The sequence below is a fragment of the Nonomuraea sp. NPDC051191 genome (assembly GCF_044455665.1).
In the GTDB taxonomy this organism is placed as follows: domain Bacteria; phylum Actinomycetota; class Actinomycetes; order Streptosporangiales; family Streptosporangiaceae; genus Nonomuraea.
This window is the reverse complement of the sequence record NZ_JBITEZ010000007.1, coordinates 178,647-200,111: the sequence shown is the minus strand read 5'-3', so window position 1 is coordinate 200,111 and position 21,465 is coordinate 178,647. Positions and strand designations below refer to the sequence as shown.

Genomic DNA, 21,465 nt, shown 5'->3' with positions numbered 1-21,465 from the left:
CGGTGATCGTGTCTCTGGTGGGCGTACGCGCAGTTCAGCAGGCTTGGAGCCATGACGGACGTAGTGCGGTTGGACGCGGTGAGCAAGGTGTACGGGAAGGGCCAGGGCGCGGTGGCGGCCCTGCGCGAGGTGTCCGTGGGCATCCCGCGCGGCTCCTTCACGGCGGTGATGGGCCCCTCGGGCTCGGGCAAGAGTACGTTCCTGCACTGCGCGGCGGGGCTGGACGTGCCCTCCTCCGGATCGGTCAGGCTGGGCGGCACGGAGCTGGCCGGCATGGACGAGACCCGCCTCACCGAGCTGCGCCGGGAGCGGATCGGTTTCGTCTTCCAGGCGTTCAACCTGATCCCCGCGCTCGACGTGATCGAGAACGTCACGCTCCCGCTGCGCCTGGCCGGGGCCCGCGTGGACCGGGCCTGGCTGACCGAGATCCTGAGCCGGGTCGGTCTGGAGGGCAGGGCCGGGCACCGGCCCGCGCAGCTGTCCGGCGGCCAGCAGCAGCGGGTGGCCATCGCCAGGGCGCTGGTCACCAGGCCGGAGGTGGTGTTCGGCGACGAGCCCACGGGCGCTCTGGACACGATGACCGCCCGCGACGTGCTCAGGCTGCTGCGCGAGGTGGTGGACGGCATGGGCCAGACCGTGGTGATGGTGACCCACGACCCGGTGGCCGCCTCCTACGCCGACCAGGTGCTGTTCCTGGCCGACGGCCGGATCGTGGACGCGATGACCGCGCCGACCGCCGAGAAGGTCGCCGAGCGCATGACCCGGCTGGGAGCGTGGACGCGATGATGATCTCGCTGGCCCTGAGGACCCTGCGGCACCGCGTGGCCGCCTTCGCGGGCGCGTTCTTCGCCCTGCTGTGCGCCGCCGCGCTGGTGTGCGCGTGCCTGATGCTGCTGGAGACCGGTCTGCGCGGCGACGTCCTGCCCGAGCGGTACGCCGGCGCGCCCGCGGTCGTGGCGGCCGACCAGTTCGTCCGCCAGACCGTCGTCAAGGGCGACGGTGACGTCAAGACGAAGGCCAAGGCGCTGGCCGAGCGCGCCTGGCTGCCCGAGTCCGTCGTGGCCGGGCTGCGCCGCGACGGCCGCAAGGTCGTCACCGAGGTGACGTTCCCGTTCGGCGGCTTCACCGGGCACGGCTGGGAGTCGGCCGCGCTCACCCCGTTCACGATCGCCAAGGGCCGCGCACCGCGGGCCGACGACGAGGTGGCGGTGGACGCCCGCGCCGGGCTCGACGTGGGCGCCAGGCTGCGCGGATACCGCGTCGTCGGGGTCACCGCGCAGGCGCTGCCGAGTCAGGACACCGTGTTCTTCAGCACCGCGCAGGCCCGCCGCCTGGCCGGGCACCCGGGCAGGGTGAGCGCCGCCGGCGTCTTCCCCGGCCTCGACCGGGCTCCGGAGGGCACCGTGCTGTACACCGGGGACGAGCGCGGCAGGCTGGAGTTCCTCGACGCCGAGCAGGCCCGGATCAAGCTGATCAGCATGGGCGGCTCGCTGGCCGGCACCTCGCTGCTGGTCGCGATCCTCGTCGTGATGGGCACGTTCGCGCTCTCCGTCCAGCAGCGGCAGCGGGAGCTGGCCCTGCTGCGGGCGATCGCGGCCACGCCGAAGCAGGTGCGCGGGCTGGTCGGCGGCGAGGCGCTGCTGGTGGGCGCCGCCGCCGGGACGCTGGGGGCCGCGGCGGGCATCGGGCTGGGCTTCTGGCTGCGCGGGCAGTTCGTCTCGCTGGGGGCGGTGCCGGCGAACCTGCACCTGGTGGTGAGCCCGTTCCCGCCGCTGGTCGCGCTGGCGGCCACCGTCGGCGCTGCCTGGGTCGCGGCCCGGGTGTCGGCCCGCCGCCTGACCCGGATCCGTCCGGTGGAGGCGCTGGGCGAGGCCGCTCTCGGCAGCCCGCGGCTGCCGTGGTGGCGGCTGGCGGCCGGGCTCGTGGCGGTGGCCGGGGCCGTGGTGCTGACGCTGGTCCTGTCGGGCCTGCGCACCGAGGCGGCGGCCACGCCGGTGACCCTGCTGACCACGCTGGTCTGGACGACGGCGTTCACGCTGCTCGGGCCCCTGGTGGCGCGGGTGACGGCGGCGCTGCTGGCGGTCCCGCTGCGGATCTCGCGGGTGGCCGGCTTCCTGGCCGCGCGCAACCTGCGCGCCGGGTCGGGGGCGCTGGCGTCGGTGCTCTCGCCGCTGACCCTGATGGTGGCGATGACGTGCACGATCCTGTTCGTCCAGACCACGATGGGGTACGCCGCCCAGGAGCAGGCCGACGCCGGCACCCGCGCCGACTACGTGGTGGCCGGGGCCTCCGGCCAGGCGGCCCGCGCGGTGCCCGGCGTGCTGTCGGTGACCGAGGTCCTGCGCACGTCGGTGCGGGTCGGCCTGGACAAGTTCTCCGCCCAGGCCGTCGCCCACCACTCCGGCACCCTCGACCTGGGGGTGGTCGCCGGTTCCATGGACGGCTTCGCCGACGGCTCGGCCGCGATCAGCCGGACCGCCGCCGACCTGCTCGGCCTGCGGCCCGGCGACCCGCTGAAGCTCACGCTGGGCGACGGCACCCCCGCCGCGCTCACGGTCGCCGCCGTCTACTCCCGCGGCCTCGGCTTCGGCGACGTGACGCTGCCGTACGCACTGGTCGCCGGGCACGTGGACGACCCGTCCGCCACGCTGCTCGTACGGGCTCCGCAGGTGCCGAGGACCGCGCTGACCGCGGCGCTGCCGGGAGCGAGCGTGCTCGACCGGGCCACGGCGGCCGAGGTGAGCACCGCGAACCCGCAGGTCACCTTCGTGGCCCTGGGCCTGATCATCGCCTTCACCGCCATCGCCGTGGTCAACACGCTGGCCATGGCGACCTCGGCCCGGTCCGGCGAGCTGACCGCGCTGCGGCTGACGGGCACGACCCGGCGGCAGGTGCTGCGGACCCTGCGGCTGGAGACGCTGGGCGCGGTGCTGGCCGCCTCGGTGCTCGGGTCGGCGGTGGCCGTGGTGACGCTGGCCGCGTTCGGCGCGGGCATGACCGGGTCGGCGGTGCCGCACATCCCGCTGCCCGCCTTCGCCGGGGTGATCGCGGCGGCGGCCGTCCTGTCCCTGGTCGCCACCGCTCTGCCGGCCCGGCTCGCGCTGCGGTCAGCCGTCTGAGCCCAGGAGCCGGCCGTACAGCTCCAGGTAGCGGTCGGCCATCACGGCGGGCGAGAAGCGGCGCCGGGCCTCGCGGCGGCACTCCTCCGGGTCGATCTCGTCCACCCGCTGGACCCACTCGGCCAGCTCCTCCTCGGTGTCGGCGAGGAAGCCGGTGCGGCCGTGGTCGATGATCTCGGGGAGGCAGCCGCGGCGCAGGCCCACCGGCGGCACCCCGAGCGCCAGGGCCTCGACGACGGCCGTGCCGCCGGGCTCGTCCCACTGGATGGGGAAGAGCGCGGCGCGGGCCGAGGCGTACAGCTCGTCCCTGGCCTGGCCGCCGACCGCGCCGACCCACTTGATCAGGTCGCCGTCGAGGTAGCGGGACAACTGGTCGAGGTGGTAGCGCACGTCGGGGTGGCCGTGCAGCGGGTGGTGGGGGTCCTGGAGGACGACGTCCAGCTCGGCCTGGCTGTCCCGGCCGCAGACCGGCCCGGCCACGACCAGCGGCAGGCCGAGCTTCTGGCAGATCCCGGCGGCCACGTGCTGGCCCTTGAGCCCGCAGATCCGGCCCATGATCACCAGGTGCTCGCCCCGCTCGGCCCGGACGTCCTGGTCCGCGAGCGGGGTGGCCAGGTAGACGGCGCCGAGCGAGGCCGCGCGCAGCGCCTCGGGGGCGCGGGCCAGCTGCGACTCCGACACCCCGTTGACCGCGATCGACCCCGGGAAGTCGCCGTAGAAGGCCGGGTGTTTGCACAGGTCCCAGTGGAGGGTGTGCAACACCGGCGGCCCGCCCAGCGCCGACAGCACCGCCGGCCCGACGACCTCCAGGTGGTCGTGGACGAGGTCGATGTCGTCGCGGGCGCGCAGCTCGTCCGCCACCCGCGCCTGGTGCGCGTGCGCGATCCCCATGACCTGGTTGTACGGCTTCTGCAGCTCGGCGAACCGGCCCTCGTCGTAGACGGCGATCAGCTCGTCGGCCTCCAGCGTGCTCGACGCCACGGAGGCCAGCACGATGTGCACGCCGCGTTCGCGCAGCGCGGGCACCAGCGTCGCGACGACGTTCTCGATCCCGCCGTAGCCGGGAGGCGGGACCGCCAGCCACGGTCCCGCGTTGATCAGCACCTTCACGCGACGTCCTCCTCCAGCATGAGGGAGGCGAGCGGCGGTCGTTCCGCCACGCCCACGTCCACCAGACCGGCCCGCCCGTCGAGCCCGAACTGCAGCAGCGTGTGTCCCGGGGGCTGCGACGACACCACGCGGCCCTGGCGTTCGAGCCGGGACCACGCGGTGAGCATGATCTGCCCGGCCATCCGGCCGAGCGCGTTCACGGACTGGTGCCCGTGCGCGCGGGAGCCCAGGTCCACCTGGGCCATCGCGTCCAGTCCCACGAGGTGGAGGAGGTCGACGAGGAGGCCGAGCTCCACGCCGTACTCGGTGACGAAGGGCACCTGTTCGAGCACTTCGCGCCGGGCGGCGTACTCGCCGCCGAGGGGTTGGCCGAAGCCCGCCAGCTCCGGCCAGAACATGTTGAGCAGGGGCCTGGCCACCAGCTCGGTCACCCGTCCGCCCGCGCCGCGCCGCGGCACGCCGTCCTCGCCCGTGAAGGGACGCTCGTACGTCGCCTTGACGAAATGGGTGTCGGAGTTCACCAGCAGCGGACCGACCAGCCCCGACACGAAGTGCGAGCCGAAGTTGAGCAGGTCCGAGTCGACGAACGCGACGATGTCGCCGTGGGAGGCGGCCAGGCCCTTCCACAGCGCCTCCCCCTTGCCCGTCATGCGCGGCAGGTGGGGCAGCACCTCGTTCTGCGCCACGACCCGCGCGCCCGCCGCGCGGGCCCGTTCCGCCGTCGCGTCGGTGGAGTTGGAGTCGACGACGAGGATCTCGTCGACGAGTGGCGACTCCTCCATCAGCTCACGCCTGATGACGGTGACGATGTCCCCGACTGTGCGCTCTTCGTCGCGCGCCGGTAGGACGACGCTCACCGTCGTGTTGCCCTTGGCCGCGATTAAGGCGTCCACCGGCCATTCGGACGCCGTGCTGGAATGCGGGCCATACCACTCCTGTGCCCTGGCCAAGGCTCGCACATCTGTATCCATGCAGTCAGCCCCATCTCATAGGGCCACGACCCCTGCCCGATCTATGCGCCTCTGAACATCTTTGTTTGTTAACCCCTAGACGTGGCATATGTCGGGTTGTGTCCCCAATTACCCGTGTCGGCATCATTGGTGCCGGAAATGTCGCCGCTCGCCACGCAGATGTCCTGGCCGGCTTCCCCGATGTGACGATCGCCGGGGTGGCCGACACCGATCTCCACAAGGCTGAGGCGTTGGCCTCCGCGTACGGCTCCCCCGCCTACGGCGACCATGCCGGCCTGCTGGAGGCCGGCGGTCTCGACGCTGTTTACGTCTGTGTGCCTCCTTTCGCGCACGGTAAACCGGAGTTCGACGCCCTATCCTGCAATCTCCCGATTTTCGTGGAAAAACCCCTTTCCATGGATCTCAAAACCGCAGAAAACATCGCAGCCGAAATCGAACGGAGAGGGCTCCCGTCCGCCGTCGGCCACCACTGGCGCTACCTCGACGTCGTCGACAGGGCCAGGGAACTGCTCGACGGCCGGCCCGTACGGCTCGCGCTCGGGCACTGGCTGGACAAGGTGCCCCCGGTCGGCTGGTGGCTGAACGCCGGGCTGTCGGGCGGCCAGATCCTGGAGCAGGCGGTCCACGTCCTGGACCTGGCCCGGCTGCTGGTGGGCGAGGTGTCGATGGTGCACGCCGTACCGGCCGGGAACCGGGTGGAGGGCGAGATCGACCGGGCCACGTCGGCCGTCATGAGCTTCACGGACGGCGCCACCGGCCTGCTGGCCACCTCCTGCCTGCTGCCCCGCAAGCACCGGGTGGGGCTGGAGGTGTGCGCCGACGGCATCGCCCTGGAGGTCAGCGAGACCCGGCTGCTCGTGGACGGCGAGGAGTCGATCGAGGACGCCGGGCACGCCAAGACCCTCGTGGACCGCGCGTTCATCGACGCGGTGCGAGGGAAGGACGCCGACGTGCGCGCGCCGTACGCCGAAGCCCTGCGAACCCACCGCCTGGCCCTCGCCCTCACCCGCTCCGCCGCCGAACGCCGGCCGGTGATGCTCGATGAGTGAGCCTGTGAACACCATTCTCAGTATCGAGGCGCCCGGTGAGGTGCGGATGGTGGAGGAGGAGCTGCCAGGCCTGGCCGACGGCGGGTTCATGGTCGCCACCACGCACAGCGGTGTCTCGGCGGGCACCGAGCTGACCTACGTCAAGGGCGCCAACCCCTACCTCAGCTCGACCTGGGACCCGGCGCTCGGCCTGTTCCTGCCCGGCACGCCGTCGGTGGGGTATCCCGTGCGCGGCATCGGCTACATGCAGGTGGGCCAGGTGGTCGAGACCCGTACGCGGGCCGTGGACGAAGGCGCGCTGGTCGCCATGGCGTACGGACACCGCACCGCGTACGCGGCCGACCCGATGACCGACCGGTTCGTCGTGCTGCCCGGCGACCTCGACCCGCTGCTCGGCATCTACGTCGCCCACATGGGCCCGATCTGCGCCAACGGCCTCCTGCACGCGGCCGCCGACCTGCACGGCCCGGCCGTCCAGCACCTGGGCGACGGCGTGCGCGGGCGGCGCGTCGCGGTGGTCGGCGCGGGCGTGGTGGGCCTGCTGACCGCGTCCTTCGCCCTGTCCTGCGGGGCCGCCGAGGTCGTGGTCGTGGACGAGACCCCGGCCAGGCTCGCGGTCGCCGAGGCGATCGGCGCGCAGGTCCTGGCCACCGCCGACGACGACCCCGCGGTGACGCTGAAGCGCCGCTGGCGGCACGCCCCCAACGACCGCGGCGCGGACCTGGTCTTCCAGTGCCGCGGTCAGCCGAGGGCGCTGGCCCTGGGGCTCAGGCTGCTGCGCCCGCAGGGCACGCTGATCGACCTGGCGTTCTACACCCAGGGCGCCGACGAGGTGCGGCTCGGCGAGGAGTTCCACCACAACGGGCTGACGCTGCGCTGCGCCCAGATCGGCCGGGTGCCGCGCGGCCTCGCGCACTCCTGGGACCGCGAACGCCTCTCGTACGAGACGATCGGCCTGCTCAGGGAGCGCGGGAGGCTGCTACGCGAGCACGTGGTCACCGACGTCGTCGGCTTCGGGGAGGCCCCCGAACTTCTGGCCGATCTCGCGGCCCGACGGCGGCAGACCGTCCAGGCCGTGCTCAGCGACGACGTCGAGGATGAGGGCGGCTGACCAGCTGAAGTCCCCGCACCCGTGACCGCGCAGCGTGAACGGGTTGAAGTACTCGCGGAAGCCGGAGTGGGCGACGGCGTGGATCATGCCCTCGGCGAGCAGGTCGGCCAGGTCGGGGCGGCGGTCCCTGAGCCCCTGCCAGACGAGCCAGGTCAGGTTGATCCAGCTCGGCCCGCGCCAGTAGCGCGCCGGGTCGAACTCGGCCGTGGCCGGGGCGTGGCTGGGCAGCACGCCGTCCTTGAGCGAGAACTTGTCGACGGCCGTGCCGATCAGCGCCTCGGCGATCTCCGGCGGCAGCCCGGGCAGCATGAGCGGCACCAGGCCGGCGGCGCTGCCCGAGCGGATCAGGCGGCCCGTGCGCAGGTCGCGGGGGCGGAAGTGGCCGTCCTGGTAGAGGTGGTCGACCATGGCGGCGGTGACGGCGGCGGCCTCGCGCCGGTGGGGCTCGGGGTCCTGGCCGCACACCTCGGCGATCTCGGCGAGCGCCGACTCGGCCACGCCGTACGCGGTGTTGAACAGCGGGTCCTCGATCTCGAACGAGCCGGCCCGCTGGTAGCCGCTGTCACGGTAGGCGCTCGCGAGCGCGACGTACCGCTCGTAGTCGCGGTCGGTGGGGCGTTCGTCGGCGCTGACGGTGTTGAGGTCTCTGCGGACGAAGCCCGTCACGCCCGGCTCGACCGCGCGCAGCGGGAGGTCCCAGGCCGGGCTGTTGTCCATGCCCGACTCCCACGGGTGGACGATCGAGATCAGCCCCTCGGGCGAGCGCCGCGAGGCGCGCAGGAACTCCTGCTGGGCGACGAGCTTGGGATAGATCCTGGCCAGGAACGCCGGGTCGGGCTCGGCCTGGTGCACCTTCCAGGCCGCCAGCGCGTGCACGGGCGGCTGCACGATGCCGGAGGTCGCCGAGCCGGACGGCGCGCGGGCGCCCCAGAACTGCGGGCCGGGGAAGTAGGCGCCCTCGGGCACGACGGGGTTGAACACGATGTGCGGCACCCGGCCGTCGCGCCACTGGGCGCCGAACAGCGAGAGCAGCTCCGCCCTGGCCCGCCGCGGCGACCAGCGGGCGTTGCCGATCGCGATGAAGGCGGAGTCCCAGCTCCACTGGTGGGGGTACAGGCGACGGGAGGGAACCGTGTAGCTGCCGTCCCAGTTGGCGACCAGCACGCGTACGGCGTCGCGGAGGATCACAGGTATTTCCTGATGAAGGCCGCCGTCTGCGGGAGCACGATCTCGGGCTCGCCCCGCAACCGGCATTCGAGGGCGAGGTAGCCGTCGAAGCCGACGGCGTCGAGCGTGGCGAGCTGCGCGCCCCAGTCGAGGTGGCCGGTGCCGGGCTGGTTCCTGTTGGACTCGCTGATCTGCATGTGCGCGAGGTACGGCGCCGCCTCCGCCAGGGCCTGGCAGGGGTCGTCCTCCTCGATGTTCATGTGGTAGGTGTCGCCGACGATCCTGATCGAGTCCATCGAGCAGTACGACACCGCGTCGGCCAGGGTGTTGACCATGTGGTTCTCGTACCGGTTGAGGGGTTCGAGCATGATCAGCACGCCGTTGCGCTGGGCGTGCTCGCCGAGGATGCCGAGCGCCTCGGCGAGCACCTCGCGGTCCTCCTCGGCGGTGCGCGGCGGCTCGAACGGCGGCAGCCTGAGCGAGAACTGGCCCCAGGAAGCCGGGGTCATGACGCCGATGCCGCCCAGCTCGGCGATCACCGTGAGCTGCGACCTGAGCTGCTGGATGGCGTCCTTGCGCTTGGCGGGGTCGAAGTCGCCGATGAAGTGCGGCATCTCGACGCACACCGTGGGCATGACGACGCCGTCGGCCAGCGCCCGCTTGAGCTCGGTCAGGCGGCCGGCGAAGTGGAAGTCGCCCTTGCCCCTCAGCTCGATGGCGTCGAACCCGGCCTCCACCGCGAACGCGAACTTCTCCTGCAGGCTCCGGCCGGGCAGAAGCTGCTCCTGGGCGGCGAGCTTCATCATGACTCCTCGAAGGTGAAGACGAGCTGGAGCACCTCGGACTGGTGCTTGTCGATCAGGTCGAACGCCTCGGCCGCCTGCTCGACCGGCACGCGATGGGTGACGAGGTCGGCGACCTCGACCTCGCCCCGGTGCACGAGCTCCATGAACGTGCGCTGGAGGCGTTCGACGTCCCAGCGGTGGGCCAGCCAGGAGGCGACGCCGCCGATCTGGGAGGAGACGAGCTGCACCTGGTTGTGGTGGAACTCCTCGCCCAGCCGCAGCCCGATGCCGTCGCCCTGGTAGAAGCCGGCCGCCACGACCCGGCCGCCCTTGCGCACGCTCCTGATGGCCTCCTGGAGGCCCAGGTGGTTGCCGCTCAGCTCGATCGCGGTGTCGGCGCCCTCGATGCGCTTGCGCAGGAACTCGGCCACCGAGCCGGACCGCACGTCGAACGTCTCGGCGGCGCCGAACTTTCTGGCGAGTTCGAGCCGGTCGGGGATGGCGTCGGCGGCGACCACCCGGGCGCCGCTGAGCACCGCCATGCGGGTGGCGAGCAGGCCGATGACGCCCTGGCCGAAGATCACGACCTGGTCGCCAAGGTGCACGTCGGCGGCGTGGACGGCGTTGAGCGCGATGGCCCCGACCCGGGCGAACACGCCCGCGACGGGGTCGGCCCCCGGCGGCAGGATGTGGCCGGCCAGCTTCTCGGCGGGGACGACCGCCTCGGCGCGGTGGCCCCAGATGCCCCACACGAGGCTGCCGACGGGCGGCTCGGCGACGTCGGGGGCCGCCTCCACCACCTCGCCCACCTCCTGGTAGCCCCAGCCGGACAGGGGGTAGGCGTGCGTCTGGCCTTCGAGGAAGATCCGGCGCTCGGTGTCCCACTTACGGGTGAGGTAGGGATTGGTGCCGCGATACGCGGTCAGCTCGGTGCCCGCGGAAACCCCGGAATACAGGGTCCGCACCCGGACGGAGCCCGGGACGAGTTCGGCGGGCGACTCCAGGCTGACGCTGACACGGCCTGGCTCTTGGAAGGTGATGACGCGCATACCCCACACTTACGCTTTTTGATCAAACAAAAGTCAGAGATTTAGTGTTTGTTTGCACACCATAGTTGCGCTCGAAACACGCGTAAGTCTACGACTTCCGTCGATCGCGGCCGATGGAATCCGGGTTTCCGGCAGGGCGCGTTCTGGAAAGAGATCTTATCGACATATCCCGCCCCGCCTGTCCACCTGGTCCGGAAGTGCCAGAAGTGCTTGGCCGGGCAGCATCCGGATGACCGAAATGACATCAGACCCGATCGTTTCGCGACGGGTGTCCGCGATCGGTTCTGGGGAAGATTTGCCGCGATGCCGACCAATCTTTTACGAAATCCCCCCAACTGGAGGAGCGTGCCATGCCGAAGAAGGTCACCGCCGTCCTCTCCGTCGCCCTGCTGGCCTCGGCCTCCCTCGCGGCGTGCGGCGACGGCGGCGAGCAGCGGTCCGGCCCGAACCAGATCACCGTCTGGACCGAGGAGAACCTCGGCGACCGGATGGCCGTGCAGAACCAGATCGTCGCCGAGTTCACCAGGAAGACCGGGATCAAGGTCAAGCTGGTCGGCGTCGGGGAGGACCAGTTCAGCCAGACCGTGACGGCCGCCGCCGCCGCGGACGACCTCCCGGACGTGATCGGCGCGCTGCCCCTCGCCTCCGTCCGCGAGCTGGAGGCCAACGACCTGCTGGACACCGAGACGCCGGGGCGGATCGTCGATCGGCTCGGCAAGGACTCCTTCTCGCCGCGCGCGCTCGAACTGGACTCCTCCGGCGGCAGGCTGCTGGCCGTGCCCAGCGACGGGTGGGCGCAGCTCCTGCTCTACCGCAAGGACCTGTTCGGCAAGGCCGGGCTGGCGCCGCCGGACACGTACGAGGCGCTGGAGGCGGCGGCGGCGAAGCTGAACGCGGGTGGGGTGGCGGGCATCACGCTGGCGATCGCGCCCAAGGACTCCTTCACCGCGCAGAGCTTCGAGCACGTGGCGCTGGCGAACGGCTGCCAGCTAGTCGACAATTCCGGAAATGTTGCGCTAGACAGCCCACAGTGTGTGAAAGCCTTCGAGTTCTACGCGAAACTGGCGAAAACCTACTCAGTCAAGGGCAAACAGGACGTCGACTCCACCAGGGCCACGTACTTCTCCGGGAAGGCGGCCATGATGATCTGGTCGTCGTTCATCCTCGACGAGCTGGCGGGGCTGCGTAAGGACGCGCTGCCGAGCTGCGCCGAGTGCCGCGGCGACCCCGAGTGGCTGGCGAAGAACACCGGCGTGGTCACGGCGCTGAAGGGCCCCGACGGAAGCGCCCCCGCCCAGTACGGCGAGATCGTCTCGTGGGCGGTCGTCCGCGGCGCCGCCACCGACCCGGCCGCCACGTTCGTCGCCTACATGATGGACGAGGGCTACGAGCGCTGGATCGGGATGGCCCCCGAGGGCAAGTTCCCCACCCGCGAGGGCTTCGCGGACAAGTGGAACAAGCTGCCCGCGGGCGTGGACTCCAAGAAGCCGCTGTCGGAGGTCTACCCGGCCGACGTGCTCGACGCGCTGCGCAGGAGCCCGGACACCTTCGCCCGCTGGGGCATCCCGCAGGGCCAGGGCAAGCTCGTCGGCGCCACGATGGGCGAACTGCCCGTGCCCAAGGCACTGAGCCAGGTGGCCGACGGCTCGCTGACCCCGCAGGCCGCCGCCGCCCAGGCCAGGAAGGACGTGGAGACCATCAAGCGCGGGATCCGGCAATGAGCGCACCCCGGACCCTGCGGCAGCGGGAAGGGCGGGCCGGCCTGGCGTTGATCTCCCCCACGCTGGTCATCACGCTGGTCGTGGTGGTGCTGCCGCTGCTGTGGGCGATCATGCTGGCCTTCCAGGACGTCCGGCTGATCAACATCCGCCGGGCCGGCGTCTTCGGGCACTACACGCTGCAGAACTTCACGTACGTGATCTCCGAGCCGGGTTTCTGGACGTCGCTGGTCAACACCCTGATCTACACGGTGGCCGGCACGGCGCTGTCGATCGCGGCCGGCCTGGTGACCGCGCTCGCCCTGCGCGACAGGTTCCGGGGCCGCACCCTGGTCAGGGCCTCGATCCTGATCCCGTACGTGGCGCCGGTCGTGGCCGTGGCCTTCCTGTGGGAGACCATGCTGAACCCCCAGTACGGCATCGTGAACACCTGGCTGAAGGAGCCGATCGCCTTCCTCACCCAGGCCCAGGGCGACTTCCTGGGCCTGAAGGTGCCGGTCGCGCTGCTCACGGTGATCGCGTTCGAGGCGTGGCGGTACTTCCCGTTCGCGTTCCTGTTCATCCTGGCCCGGTTGCAGGCGCTGCCCGCCGACCTGGAGGAGGCCGCGGTCGTGGACGGCGCCACCCCCACCCAGCGCTTCCGGTACGTGATCATGCCGCAGCTCTGGCGCATCGTGGCGCTCCTGGCGGTGCTGCGGTTCGTGTTCACCTTCACCAAGTTCGACGACGTCTACCTGCTGACCGGCGGCGGCGCCGGGACCGAGGTGGTCAGCGTGCGCGTCTACAACTTCCTGACCGCCCGCGACGACATCGGCGCCTCGGCCGCGCAGGCGATCGTGCTGGCCGTCTTCCTCGTCGTCTTCCTGACCGTCTACCTGCGCTTCTTCTCGGGAGGCGATCGTGAGCAGGGATAGGTTCGAGCGTGGGCTGTTCGCGGTGCTCAGGCCCGTGGTGATCGTGTTCCTCCTCGCGGTCACCGCGCTGCCGTTCCTCTACATGGTGACGTTGTCCGTGCGCGACATCCAGGAGCTCATCCTGGAGCCGGGGTCGGTGTGGCCGCGGCGTCTCACCCTGGACACGTACGTGAACGTGCTCACCACGCAGGGGTTCCTCACCTTCATCAGGAACAGCGCGGTCGTCGCGGCCGGCTCGGTGGCCGCGACGCTGCTGATCTCGATCCCGGGCGCCTACGCCGTCGCGCGGCTGCGCTTCTTCGGCCGGCGGCAGGTGCACTTCCTGTTCCTGGCGGTCTACCTGTTCCCGGCGATCGTCCTGGCCATCCCCTTGTTCGTGCTGTTCACCATGCTGGGGCTCAGAGGATCTCTCGCCGGACTGATCCTGGTTTATATCGCGCAGACCGTGCCCGTCACGGTATACATGCTGCGCAACTACTTCGAGACCGTGCCACGGAGCGTGGAGGAGGCGGCCGCGATCGACGGCTGCTCGCGGCTGTCGACCATCTGGCGGGTGGTGCTGCCCCTGTCCAAGCCCGCGCTCATGGCGACCGGACTCTACGCGTTCATGATCGCGTGGAACGAGTTCCTGTTCGCCCTGCTGTTCCTCGTGGAGCGGCGGGAGAGCTGGACGGTCTCCCTGGGGCTCTCGCAGCTGGCGGGGAGCATAGAGATCCCCACGACGGTGCTGATGGCAGGATCCGTGGTGCTGACGCTGCCCATCGTGATCGTGTTCTTCGCCAGTGAACGCCTGCTGACGGAGGGCCTCACGGCCGGCGCGGAGAAGGGATAGACATGCTGACGGCAGGGCAGGTCCTCCAGCTCGTCCGCGATGGCTCCTGCCGTACCCGCAAAGAGCTGATCGAGTTCACCGGCCTGTCCCGGTCGACCATCACCGACCGGGTCGACCGGCTCATCGCCGCCGGCTACCTGCACGAGTCCGGCGTCGGCGCCTCCGGCGGTGGCCGGCCGCCCTCCGTGCTCGACGTCGACGCCGCCCGTCGGCTGGTGCTCGTGGCCGACCTGGGCGCCACCCACGCCAGGGTCGCCCTCACCGACCTCGCCGCCCGGCCGTTGGCCGAGGAACGCGCCGAGATGCGCATCGACCGCGGGCCCGAGGCCGTGCTGACGTGGGTGCGCGAGGCGTTCCAGCGCATGCTGGACCGGGCCGGACGGCCGGCGAGCGAGGTGTGCGGCATCGGGCTCGACCTGCCCGGCTCGGTCGACCACACCAGCGGGCGGATGATCAGGTCGTTCCTGATGCCGGGCTGGGACGACCATCCGATCAGGGAGGCGATCGGACGCACGTACGACGTGCCCATCCTGGTGGAGAACGACGCCAACGCGATGGCGCTCGGCGAGTGGTGGTCGTCCTGGCGGGAGACGGACTCGCTGATCCTGGTCAAGGTGTCAACCGGCATCGGCACCGGCATCGTCCTCGACGGGCAGATCTACCGTGGCGTCGAGGAGGCCGCCGGGAACATCGGGCACGTCCGCATCCGGGAGACCGACGACCGGGTGTGCACCTGCGGCTCCCGCGGCTGCGTGGCCTCCCTGGCCAGCGGGCACGCCCTCGCGGCCGACCTCGGCCAGGAGACCAGCCGCGACGTCGTGCGCCTGGTGCAGGCCGGCGACCCGGCGGCCATCGCGCGCACCCAGGAGGCGGGCCGCACGCTGGGCGTGGTGCTGGCCACCGCGGTCAGCCTGCTCAACCCCGGCGTGCTGGTGCTGGCCGGGGACATGGCGCAGACGCGGGAGCACTACCTGACCGGGATCAGGGAGGTCGTCTACCGGCGAAGCCTGCCGTACACGACGCGCAACCTGGAGATCGTCCCCAGCCGGCTCGGCGACCGGGCCGGGATCACCGGCATGGCGGTGATCGTCATGGAGCACGTGCTCTCGCCCGCGGCCGTGGACGGCGCACTGGCCGCCGCCGTCGGGTGATCAGGCGAGGGCTGCGGGCAGGGCGGTGGCGGCCTCGGTGAGCGAGGGGCCGTACCAGGTCAGCAGGCGGCCGCTGACCAGCGCGCAGGGCAGGCCGGGGAACGCCTCGGGGCCGTCGTCCGCGCTGAAGGCGTAGGGCTCGTCGGGCAGTACGACCAGGTCGGGGCGGTTGCCGGTCAGCTCGGGCAGCGGGATCTTGGGGTAGCGGTCGGCGTGGCCGGCGTACAGGTTGTCCACGCCGAGGTGCCGCAGCACGTCCCCGGTGAAGGTGTCGCGGCCCACGACCATCCAGGGGCGGCGCCAGATCGGGACGATCGCGGTGCGGCGCGTGCCGGGCGCGGGGGCGCCCCACGCCTCGCGGGCGGTTTCCAGCCAGGCCGGGCGGTCCGTACGGCAGGCGTGCGCGAACATGCGCTCCAGCGAGGCGAACGCCTGCTCCAGCGTCTCGATCCTGGTCACCCAGACCGCGACGCCCGCCTCGCGCAGGGCCTCGACGTCGGGCGCGCGGTTCTCCTCGACGTTGGCCAGGACGACGTCCGGTCGCAGGCGGAGCACGGCGTCGAGATCGGGGTTCTTGGTGCCCCTGACCCTGGCCACGTCCAGGCCGGCCGGGTGCGTGCACCAGTCCGTCGCCCCGACCAGCGCCTCCGGGACGGTCGCCGCCACGGACTCGGTCAGCGACGGCACCAGCGACACGATCCGCCGGACGTCGCGGGGTACCTTCACAGGCACCCCTGTGTCATCGTGGACCACGGCACCACCTTAGGTTGCGTTTTCCTGAAATATGCGTAGCACCACTCTTATGTCGGTATAGATCCGTAGAATCCCGGTAAAGATCGTTAAAACTCTGTGATCGGGGGCTCGACGGTTGGAGCACGAGGCATCGGATTTCGATCCGAACACGCCGAACGTGGCACGGCTCTACGACTACTACCTCGGCGGCAAGGATCACTTCCCGGTCGACCGGGAGGCGGCCGAGCGGATCCTCACGGTGGCGCCCGAGGTACGGGCGGCGGCGCGGGCCAACCGCGCCTTCCTCGGCCGCGCCGTACGCCACCTCGCCGAGGCCGGGATCAGGCAGTTCCTCGACATCGGCACGGGGCTGCCGACCCAGGGGAACGTGCACGAGGTGGCCGCCAAGATCGCGCCGGGCTCCCGCGTCGTCTACGTCGACCGCGACCCCGTGGTGCTGGTGCACGCCAGGGCGCTGCTCACCGGCCACGGCGACGACACCACGGTGGTCGAGGGCGACCTGCGCAATCCGGGCGACATCCTGCGCGACCCCGAGGTGCTGCGGGCCATCGACTTCAGCCGGCCGGTCGCCGTGCTGCTGGTGGCGATCATGCACTTCATCGAGGAGTCCGACGATCCCGAGGGGATCCTGAAGACGTTGCGTGAGGTCATGGCCCCGGGTAGTTACCTGGTCATGTCCCACGGCACCAGCGACGCCCGTCCCGACGCGGTCAGCACGGGCACCGAGGTCTACCGCAACGCCACCGCGCGGCTGGCGCTGCGCAGCCGGGCCCGGATCAGGGAGCTGTTCGAGGGTTTCGAGCTGCTGGAGCCCGGCCTGGTGTGGCTGCCCGAGTGGCATCCCGACCAGACAGACACGATCGACTTCATGGACCGTCCGGAGTCGTCGCTCATCGTGTGCGGCGTCGCCAGGAAGGTCTAGGACGCGCTCATGGACCTCGGCCTCGCCGTCCCGCAGTACGGCAGGTTCGCCGCGCTGCCCGCCGTGACCCGGGTGGCCCGCGAGGCAGAGGCGATGGGGTTCGCCGCCCTGTGGGCGGGCGACCGGCTGCTGACGCCGCTGCGCCCCAAGGACCGCTACCCCGGCGGCGACGGCAGCGTGCCCGAGGCCCATCGGGTGTTCCTCGACCCGTTCGCGGTGCTGGCCGTGGCCGCGTCCGTGACGTCGTCCGTGCGGCTGGGGACCAGCGCGCTCAACGCCTGCTGGTATCCCCCGCCGGTGCTGGCCCGCTCGCTCACCACGATCGACCACCTGAGCGGCGGACGCCTGGCGGCGGGTCTCGGCCTCGGCTGGTCCTCCGACGAGTACGCCGCCGTGGGCGTGCCCTGGAAAGGCCGGGCCGAACGCTACGAGGCCACCCTCGACGCCCTGGAGGCGATCTGGGGCGAGGACCCCGTGACGTTCGAGCACGAGCTGTGGACGATCGCGCCCAGCCACATCGACCCCAAGCCGGCCCGCCGCCCGCCGCTGCTGCTGGCCGGGTTCGCCCCGGAGGCGCTGGCCAGGATCGGGCGCAGGGGCGACGGCTGGCTGACGGCCGCGCTGCCGATCCCCGCGCTCCTCGCGATGTGGAAGACGGTCAGGCAGAGCGCCGAGCAGGCCGGACGCGATCCAGACGCCCTGCGCATGATCCTGCGCTCGAACCCGGTCGTCACCGCCGACGGCACCCCGCCGAGGAGCGGCACGGTCGCCGAGATCGCGGCGTACCTGTCGCAGGCGGCGGAGGCCGGGGTCCACGAGGTCATCCTGGACCTCCAGCACACCGCCGCCGACGTCGACCACCTGCTGGAGCTGGCCGCCGAGTTCGGCGAGCGCCTTCGCGCCGCCTGAACCCGGGGCCACAGCCGGCTGCCTGAGCGTCGGCTACTTGAGCGCGGAGAGCGCGCCCTCGTAGTCGGGCTCCTGGGTGATCTCGGGCACCAGCTCGGAGTAGACCACGTTGTCGTCGGCGTCGAGCACGACGACCGCGCGCGCGGCCAGGCCGGCCAGCGGGCCGGACTCCTGGGCCACGCCGTAGTCGGTGAGGAACTCACGCCCGCGCATGAGCGACAGCATGGTCACCTTGTCGAGGCCCTCGGCGCCGCAGAACCGGTTCTGGGCGAAGGGCAGGTCGGCCGAGACGCAGAGCACGACCGCGTCGGGGTGCTCGGACGCGACCTGGTTGAAGCGGCGCACCGAGGCCGCGCAGACGCCGGTGTCGACGCTCGGGAAGATGTTGAGCACCTTGGTCTTGCCGGCGAAGTCGGCCAGCGTGCGGTCGGACAGGTCGGTGCCGACCAGCGTGAAGGCGGGCGCGGCGTCGCCGGGCTTCGGGAAGGCGCCGCCCACGGTGATCGGGTTGCCCTTGAAAGTGACGTCGGACATGAAAGCCTCCTGATAGCGATGTTCCCCGACCGCGATCCTAGCGGCGCGATCTCCCCCGCCAGGCAGCCCGGCCCCGGCGCCACGCACCGCTCGACGTCACGCCGGTACCGGGCCCGCGCATCACCGGTACCGGCCGCGCGTGATCGCTAGACGTTGCGCCGGTACTGGCCGCCCGCCTCGAACAGGGCGTCGGTGATCTGGCCGAGCGAGCAGACCCGGGCCGCGTCCATCAGCACCGCGAACGCGTTGCCGTCGGACATCGCGACCTCGCGCAGCCGCGACAGCTCCGCGGGCGCCTGTGCCCGGTTGCGCTCGTGGAAGTCGCGCAGGCGGTCGAGCTGCGAGCGCTTCTCCTCCTCGGTGCCCCTGGCCAGCTCCAGCTTGTGCGGGTCGGACTGCTCGGCGCCGGGGTTGCGGAAGGTGTTGACGCCGATGATCGGCAGGGAGCCGTCGTGCTTGCGCATCTCGTACAGCATCGACTCGTCCTGGATCTTGCCGCGCTGGTAGCCGGTCTCCATCGCGCCGAGCACGCCGCCGCGGTCCGACAGCCGCTCGAACTCGGCCAGCACCGCCTCCTCGACCAGGTCGGTCAGCTCGTCGATGATGAACGAGCCCTGCAACGGGTTCTCGTTCCTGGCCAGGCCCCACTCGCGGTTGATGATGAGCTGGATCGCCATCGCGCGGCGCACCGAGTCGGCCGACGGGGTGGTGACGGCCTCGTCGAAGGCGTTGGTGTGCAGGCTGTTGCAGTTGTCGTAGATGGCGATCAGGGCCTGGAGGGTCGTGCGGATGTCGTTGAAGGACATCTCCTGCGCGTGCAGCGACCGGCCCGAGGTCTGGATGTGGTACTTGAGCTTCTGCGAGCGCTCGCCCGCGCCGTAACGCTCGCGCATGGCGACCGCCCAGATCCGGCGCGCCACCCGTCCGAGCACGCTGTACTCGGGGTCCATGCCGTTGGAGAAGAAGAACGACAGGTTCGGCGCGAAGTCGTCGACCCGCATCCCCCTGGCCAGGTACGCCTCCACGTACGTGAACCCGTTGGCCAGCGTGAACGCGAGCTGGCTGATCGGGTTGGCCCCCGCCTCGGCGATGTGGTAGCCGGAGATCGAGACCGAGTAGAAGTTCCTGACCGCGTTCTGGATGAACCATTCCTGGATGTCGGCCATCATCCGCAACGAGAACTCGGTGGAGAAGATGCAGGTGTTCTGCCCCTGGTCCTCCTTCAGGATGTCGGCCTGGACCGTGCCCCTGACCGTGGCCAGCGTACGGGCGCGCAGGTCGCGGGCCTCCTGCTCGCCGGGCTCGCGGCCCTGCTCGGCGCGGAAGCGGTCGAGGGCCTGGTCGATCGCGGCGTTGAGGAAGAAGGCCAGGATGGTGGGCGCCGGGCCGTTGATCGTCATGGACACCGACGTGTTGGGCGCCGCCAGGTCGAACCCGTCGTAAAGCACCTTCATGTCGTCGAGCGTGGCGATGGACACCCCCGAGGTGCCGACCTTTCCGTAAATGTCGGGACGCAGGTCGGGGTCGTGGCCGTACAGGGTGACCGAGTCGAAGGCCGTGGACAGCCGGGTCGCGGGCTGGCCCTCCGACAGCAGCTTGAAGCGCCGGTTGGTGCGGAACGGGTCGCCCTCCCCGGCGAACATCCTGGTCGGGTCCTCGTCGTCGCGCTTGAACGGGAACACCCCGGCGGTGAACGGGAACGACCCCGGCAGGTTCTCCGAGCGCAGGAACCTCAGCAGGTCACCGTGGTCGCTGAAGCGCGGCAGGGCCACCCGCGGGATGCGGTTGCCGGACAGCGTCTCGCGCCAGAGCGGAGTGTGGATCTCCCGGTCGCGGATCTTCACGACCAGCTCGTCGCTGCTGTACGCCTCCTTGACCGCGGGCCAGCCGTCGAGCAGGCGGCGGCTCTCCTCGCTCAGCTCCCCCTCGGCCTGCTCGGCGAGCCCGGCCAGCCGGGCGTCCTCGCCGCCCAGGAGCTCCTGTACGGCGGCGAGCTGCTGGCGGCGGCGCGCGACCTCCGCCTGGGCCAGCGTCTCGGCGTGGTAGGTCCGGACGGACTCGGCGATGTCGGCCAGGTAGCGGGCCCTGGCGGGGGGGACGATCGCCGCGGCCGCCTTGGAGGTGCGCTCGGTCACGACGGGCAGCAGCCCCGGCCCGACGTCCTCCAGCAGCAGGCCCTTGAGGTGCTGGTAGAGGGCGGTGACGCCGGCGTCGTTGTAGCGGGCGGCGATCGTGCCGAAGACCGGCATGTCCTCGGGCGACTGACCGAACGCCTCCCGGTTGCGCACGAGCTGGCGGCGCACGTCGCGCAGGGCGTCCTCGGCGCCGCGGCGCTCGTACTTGTTGATGACGACGGCCTCGGCGAAGTCGAGCATGTCGATCTTCTCCAGCTGGGAGGCGGCGCCGAACTCTGGGGTCATGACGTAGATGGGCACGTCCACGTGCGGGACGATGCCGGCGTCGCCCTGGCCGATGCCCGGGGTCTCCACGATCACCAGGTCGTAGCCGGCCGCGCGGCAGGCGGTGACCACGTCGTCGAGGCAGGCCGGGACCTCGTTGGCGGCCCCGCGGGTGGCCAGCGAGCGGAAGTACGTCTGGGGGCCCAGGCTGTTCATCCTGATGCGGTCGCCGAGCAGCGCGCCGCCGCCGCGCCGGCGGGTCGGGTCGATGGCGAGGATGGCGATGCGCAGCTTGTCGTCGTTGTCCACCCGGAAGCGACGGACCAGCTCGTCGGTGAGCGACGACTTGCCCGAACCGCCCGTCCCGGTGATGCCGAGCACACGCGCCGGGCGCTCCTGGACGGCCACTGCGGCCTTCAGCCCCTCGACCAGCTCGGCCGAGGCGCGTCCGGACTCCATGAAGGTGATCGCGCGGGCCAGCGCCGCCTGGTCGCCCGAGAGCACGGCCTCCAGGGGCGGCGGGTCGCCGAGCTCGTGGTCGCACTCCTCGATCAGCTTGTTGATCATGCCGGGCAGGCCGTACCGCTGGCCGTCCTCCGGCGAGAAGATGCGCGTGACGCCCCGCTCGTGCAGCAGCTCGATCTCCTCGGGGACGATCACGCCGCCACCGCCGCCGTACACCTTCACGTGGCCCGCGCCGCGCTCGCGCAGCAGCTCGACCAGGTAGGTGAAGAACTCCACGTGGCCGCCCTGGTAGGAGCTGATGGCCACGCCCTGGACGTCCTCCTGGAGGGCGGCCGTGACGATCTCGTCCACGGACCGGTTGTGGCCGAGGTGGATCACCTCTGCCCCCTGCGTCTGGAGGATGCGCCGCATGATGTTGATCGCCGCGTCATGGCCGTCGAACAGCGCCGCGGCGGTCACGAAACGGACAGGGTACGCCGGAACGTGCACGCCTGATCACTCCTTTGT

At 71.4% G+C, this 21,465-nt stretch carries 17 protein-coding genes and 1 pseudogene; 10 read left to right on the top strand and 8 right to left on the bottom strand.

Annotation, left to right across the window (positions count from 1 at the left end; all coding sequences use genetic code 11):
* Positions 1–51 precede the first annotated feature (51 nt).
* Complete coding sequence (locus ACIA8R_RS21800) at positions 52–786, top strand: ABC transporter ATP-binding protein (protein WP_357694985.1); 735 nt, start codon at positions 52–54, stop codon at positions 784–786.
* A complete protein-coding gene (locus tag ACIA8R_RS21795; RefSeq protein ID WP_397040027.1) occupies positions 783–3,119 on the top strand; it encodes an FtsX-like permease family protein in 2,337 nt (778 codons plus the stop codon). The genes ACIA8R_RS21800 and ACIA8R_RS21795 overlap by 4 nt, the downstream gene beginning before the upstream one ends.
* Here ACIA8R_RS21795 and ACIA8R_RS21790 read toward each other — a convergent pair.
* The gene (locus ACIA8R_RS21790) at positions 3,108–4,229 is read right to left on the bottom strand and encodes a glycosyltransferase (RefSeq protein ID WP_357694983.1); all 1,122 of its coding nucleotides are present in this window, start codon (positions 4,227–4,229) and stop codon (positions 3,108–3,110) included. The two genes, ACIA8R_RS21795 and ACIA8R_RS21790, sit on opposite strands and share 12 nt — an antisense overlap.
* On the bottom strand, positions 4,226–5,200 hold the full coding sequence (locus ACIA8R_RS21785) for a glucosyl-3-phosphoglycerate synthase (protein WP_397040025.1): 975 nt from the start codon (positions 5,198–5,200) through the stop codon (positions 4,226–4,228). The genes ACIA8R_RS21790 and ACIA8R_RS21785 overlap by 4 nt, the downstream gene beginning before the upstream one ends.
* Between ACIA8R_RS21785 and ACIA8R_RS21780 the strand changes: the two genes are divergently transcribed.
* Both ACIA8R_RS21780 and ACIA8R_RS21775 read left to right on the top strand, forming a co-directional pair.
* Positions 5,167–6,249, top strand: a complete 1,083-nt coding sequence (locus tag ACIA8R_RS21780; RefSeq protein ID WP_357694979.1) for a Gfo/Idh/MocA family oxidoreductase — start codon at positions 5,167–5,169, stop codon at positions 6,247–6,249. The genes ACIA8R_RS21785 and ACIA8R_RS21780 overlap by 34 nt on opposite strands.
* A 4-nt stretch (positions 6,250–6,253) precedes the next feature.
* A complete protein-coding gene (locus ACIA8R_RS21775) occupies positions 6,254–7,360 on the top strand; it encodes a zinc-binding dehydrogenase (RefSeq protein ID WP_397040023.1) in 1,107 nt (368 codons plus the stop codon).
* Between the two features lie 9 nt (positions 7,361–7,369).
* Here ACIA8R_RS21775 and ACIA8R_RS21770 read toward each other — a convergent pair.
* The 3 genes and pseudogenes from ACIA8R_RS21770 to ACIA8R_RS21760 form a co-directional block, all read right to left on the bottom strand.
* A pseudogene (locus tag ACIA8R_RS21770) lies at positions 7,370–8,614 on the bottom strand (MGH1-like glycoside hydrolase domain-containing protein); the annotation flags it as partial.
* Positions 8,545–9,333 (bottom strand): sugar phosphate isomerase/epimerase family protein, encoded by a 789-nt coding sequence (locus ACIA8R_RS21765; RefSeq protein ID WP_357694975.1) that lies wholly within the window; start codon positions 9,331–9,333, stop codon positions 8,545–8,547. The pseudogene ACIA8R_RS21770 and the gene ACIA8R_RS21765, both read right to left, overlap by 70 nt.
* Positions 9,330–10,361, bottom strand: a complete 1,032-nt coding sequence (locus ACIA8R_RS21760; protein WP_397040021.1) for a zinc-binding alcohol dehydrogenase — start codon at positions 10,359–10,361, stop codon at positions 9,330–9,332. The genes ACIA8R_RS21765 and ACIA8R_RS21760 overlap by 4 nt, the downstream gene beginning before the upstream one ends.
* A 350-nt stretch (positions 10,362–10,711) precedes the next feature.
* Here ACIA8R_RS21760 and ACIA8R_RS21755 point away from each other — a divergent pair, with 350 nt between their 5' ends.
* Genes ACIA8R_RS21755 through ACIA8R_RS21740 form a run of 4 tightly spaced genes read left to right on the top strand, consistent with a single transcriptional unit; the run spans position 10,712 to position 14,976 of the window.
* Positions 10,712–12,082 carry an ABC transporter substrate-binding protein gene (locus tag ACIA8R_RS21755; protein ID WP_397040019.1) on the top strand — a complete coding sequence of 457 codons (1,371 nt, stop codon included), beginning with the start codon at positions 10,712–10,714 and terminating at the stop codon, positions 12,080–12,082.
* Complete coding sequence (locus ACIA8R_RS21750) at positions 12,079–12,993, top strand: carbohydrate ABC transporter permease (protein WP_397040017.1); 915 nt, start codon at positions 12,079–12,081, stop codon at positions 12,991–12,993. The genes ACIA8R_RS21755 and ACIA8R_RS21750 overlap by 4 nt, the downstream gene beginning before the upstream one ends.
* Positions 12,980–13,825, top strand: a complete 846-nt coding sequence (locus tag ACIA8R_RS21745) for a carbohydrate ABC transporter permease (RefSeq protein ID WP_364089165.1) — start codon at positions 12,980–12,982, stop codon at positions 13,823–13,825. Before ACIA8R_RS21750 ends, ACIA8R_RS21745 begins: the two co-directional genes overlap by 14 nt.
* A gap of 2 nt (positions 13,826–13,827) precedes the next feature.
* On the top strand, positions 13,828–14,976 hold the full coding sequence (locus ACIA8R_RS21740; RefSeq protein WP_364089168.1) for an ROK family transcriptional regulator: 1,149 nt from the start codon (positions 13,828–13,830) through the stop codon (positions 14,974–14,976).
* Here ACIA8R_RS21740 and ACIA8R_RS21735 read toward each other — a convergent pair whose 3' ends face one another.
* Positions 14,977–15,702: a helical backbone metal receptor gene (locus ACIA8R_RS21735; protein ID WP_397040015.1), complete on the bottom strand. Its 726-nt coding sequence runs from the start codon at positions 15,700–15,702 to the stop codon at positions 14,977–14,979.
* A 142-nt stretch (positions 15,703–15,844) separates the two neighbouring features.
* Here ACIA8R_RS21735 and ACIA8R_RS21730 point away from each other — a divergent pair, with 142 nt between their 5' ends.
* Entirely contained in the window at positions 15,845–16,651 is an 807-nt protein-coding gene (locus ACIA8R_RS21730; protein ID WP_357694961.1) for an SAM-dependent methyltransferase, read from the top strand.
* Positions 16,652–16,660: 9 nt separating this feature from the next.
* On the top strand, positions 16,661–17,560 hold the full coding sequence (locus tag ACIA8R_RS21725; protein ID WP_397040013.1) for a TIGR03619 family F420-dependent LLM class oxidoreductase: 900 nt from the start codon (positions 16,661–16,663) through the stop codon (positions 17,558–17,560).
* Positions 17,561–17,593: 33 nt separating this feature from the next.
* Here the strand turns inward: ACIA8R_RS21725 and tpx are convergent, their stop codons facing one another.
* Together tpx and icmF are read right to left on the bottom strand one after the other, a co-directional pair.
* Positions 17,594–18,094 (bottom strand): thiol peroxidase, encoded by a 501-nt coding sequence (tpx, locus tag ACIA8R_RS21720; protein ID WP_357694957.1) that lies wholly within the window; start codon positions 18,092–18,094, stop codon positions 17,594–17,596.
* A gap of 146 nt (positions 18,095–18,240) precedes the next feature.
* Positions 18,241–21,447: a fused isobutyryl-CoA mutase/GTPase IcmF gene (gene icmF / locus ACIA8R_RS21715; RefSeq protein ID WP_364089179.1), complete on the bottom strand. Its 3,207-nt coding sequence runs from the start codon at positions 21,445–21,447 to the stop codon at positions 18,241–18,243.
* Positions 21,448–21,465 lie beyond the last annotated feature (18 nt).

Bases quoted from the DNA above. Each gene is read 5' to 3' on its own strand.
- ACIA8R_RS21755 (WP_397040019.1), top strand. From the start codon at position 10,712: ATGCCGAAGAAGGTCACCGCCGTCCTCTCCGTCGCCCTGCTGGCCTCG.
- ACIA8R_RS21795 (WP_397040027.1), top strand. From the start codon at position 783: ATGATGATCTCGCTGGCCCTGAGGACCCTGCGGCACCGCGTGGCCGCC.
- ACIA8R_RS21785 (WP_397040025.1), bottom strand. From the start codon at position 5,200: ATGGATACAGATGTGCGAGCCTTGGCCAGGGCACAGGAGTGGTATGGC.
- ACIA8R_RS21760 (WP_397040021.1), bottom strand. From the start codon at position 10,361: ATGCGCGTCATCACCTTCCAAGAGCCAGGCCGTGTCAGCGTCAGCCTG.
- ACIA8R_RS21725 (WP_397040013.1), top strand. From the start codon at position 16,661: ATGGACCTCGGCCTCGCCGTCCCGCAGTACGGCAGGTTCGCCGCGCTG.
- ACIA8R_RS21765 (WP_357694975.1), bottom strand. From the start codon at position 9,333: ATGATGAAGCTCGCCGCCCAGGAGCAGCTTCTGCCCGGCCGGAGCCTG.
- ACIA8R_RS21800 (WP_357694985.1), top strand. From the start codon at position 52: ATGACGGACGTAGTGCGGTTGGACGCGGTGAGCAAGGTGTACGGGAAG.
- tpx (WP_357694957.1), bottom strand. From the start codon at position 18,094: ATGTCCGACGTCACTTTCAAGGGCAACCCGATCACCGTGGGCGGCGCC.
- ACIA8R_RS21750 (WP_397040017.1), top strand. From the start codon at position 12,079: ATGAGCGCACCCCGGACCCTGCGGCAGCGGGAAGGGCGGGCCGGCCTG.
- ACIA8R_RS21740 (WP_364089168.1), top strand. From the start codon at position 13,828: ATGCTGACGGCAGGGCAGGTCCTCCAGCTCGTCCGCGATGGCTCCTGC.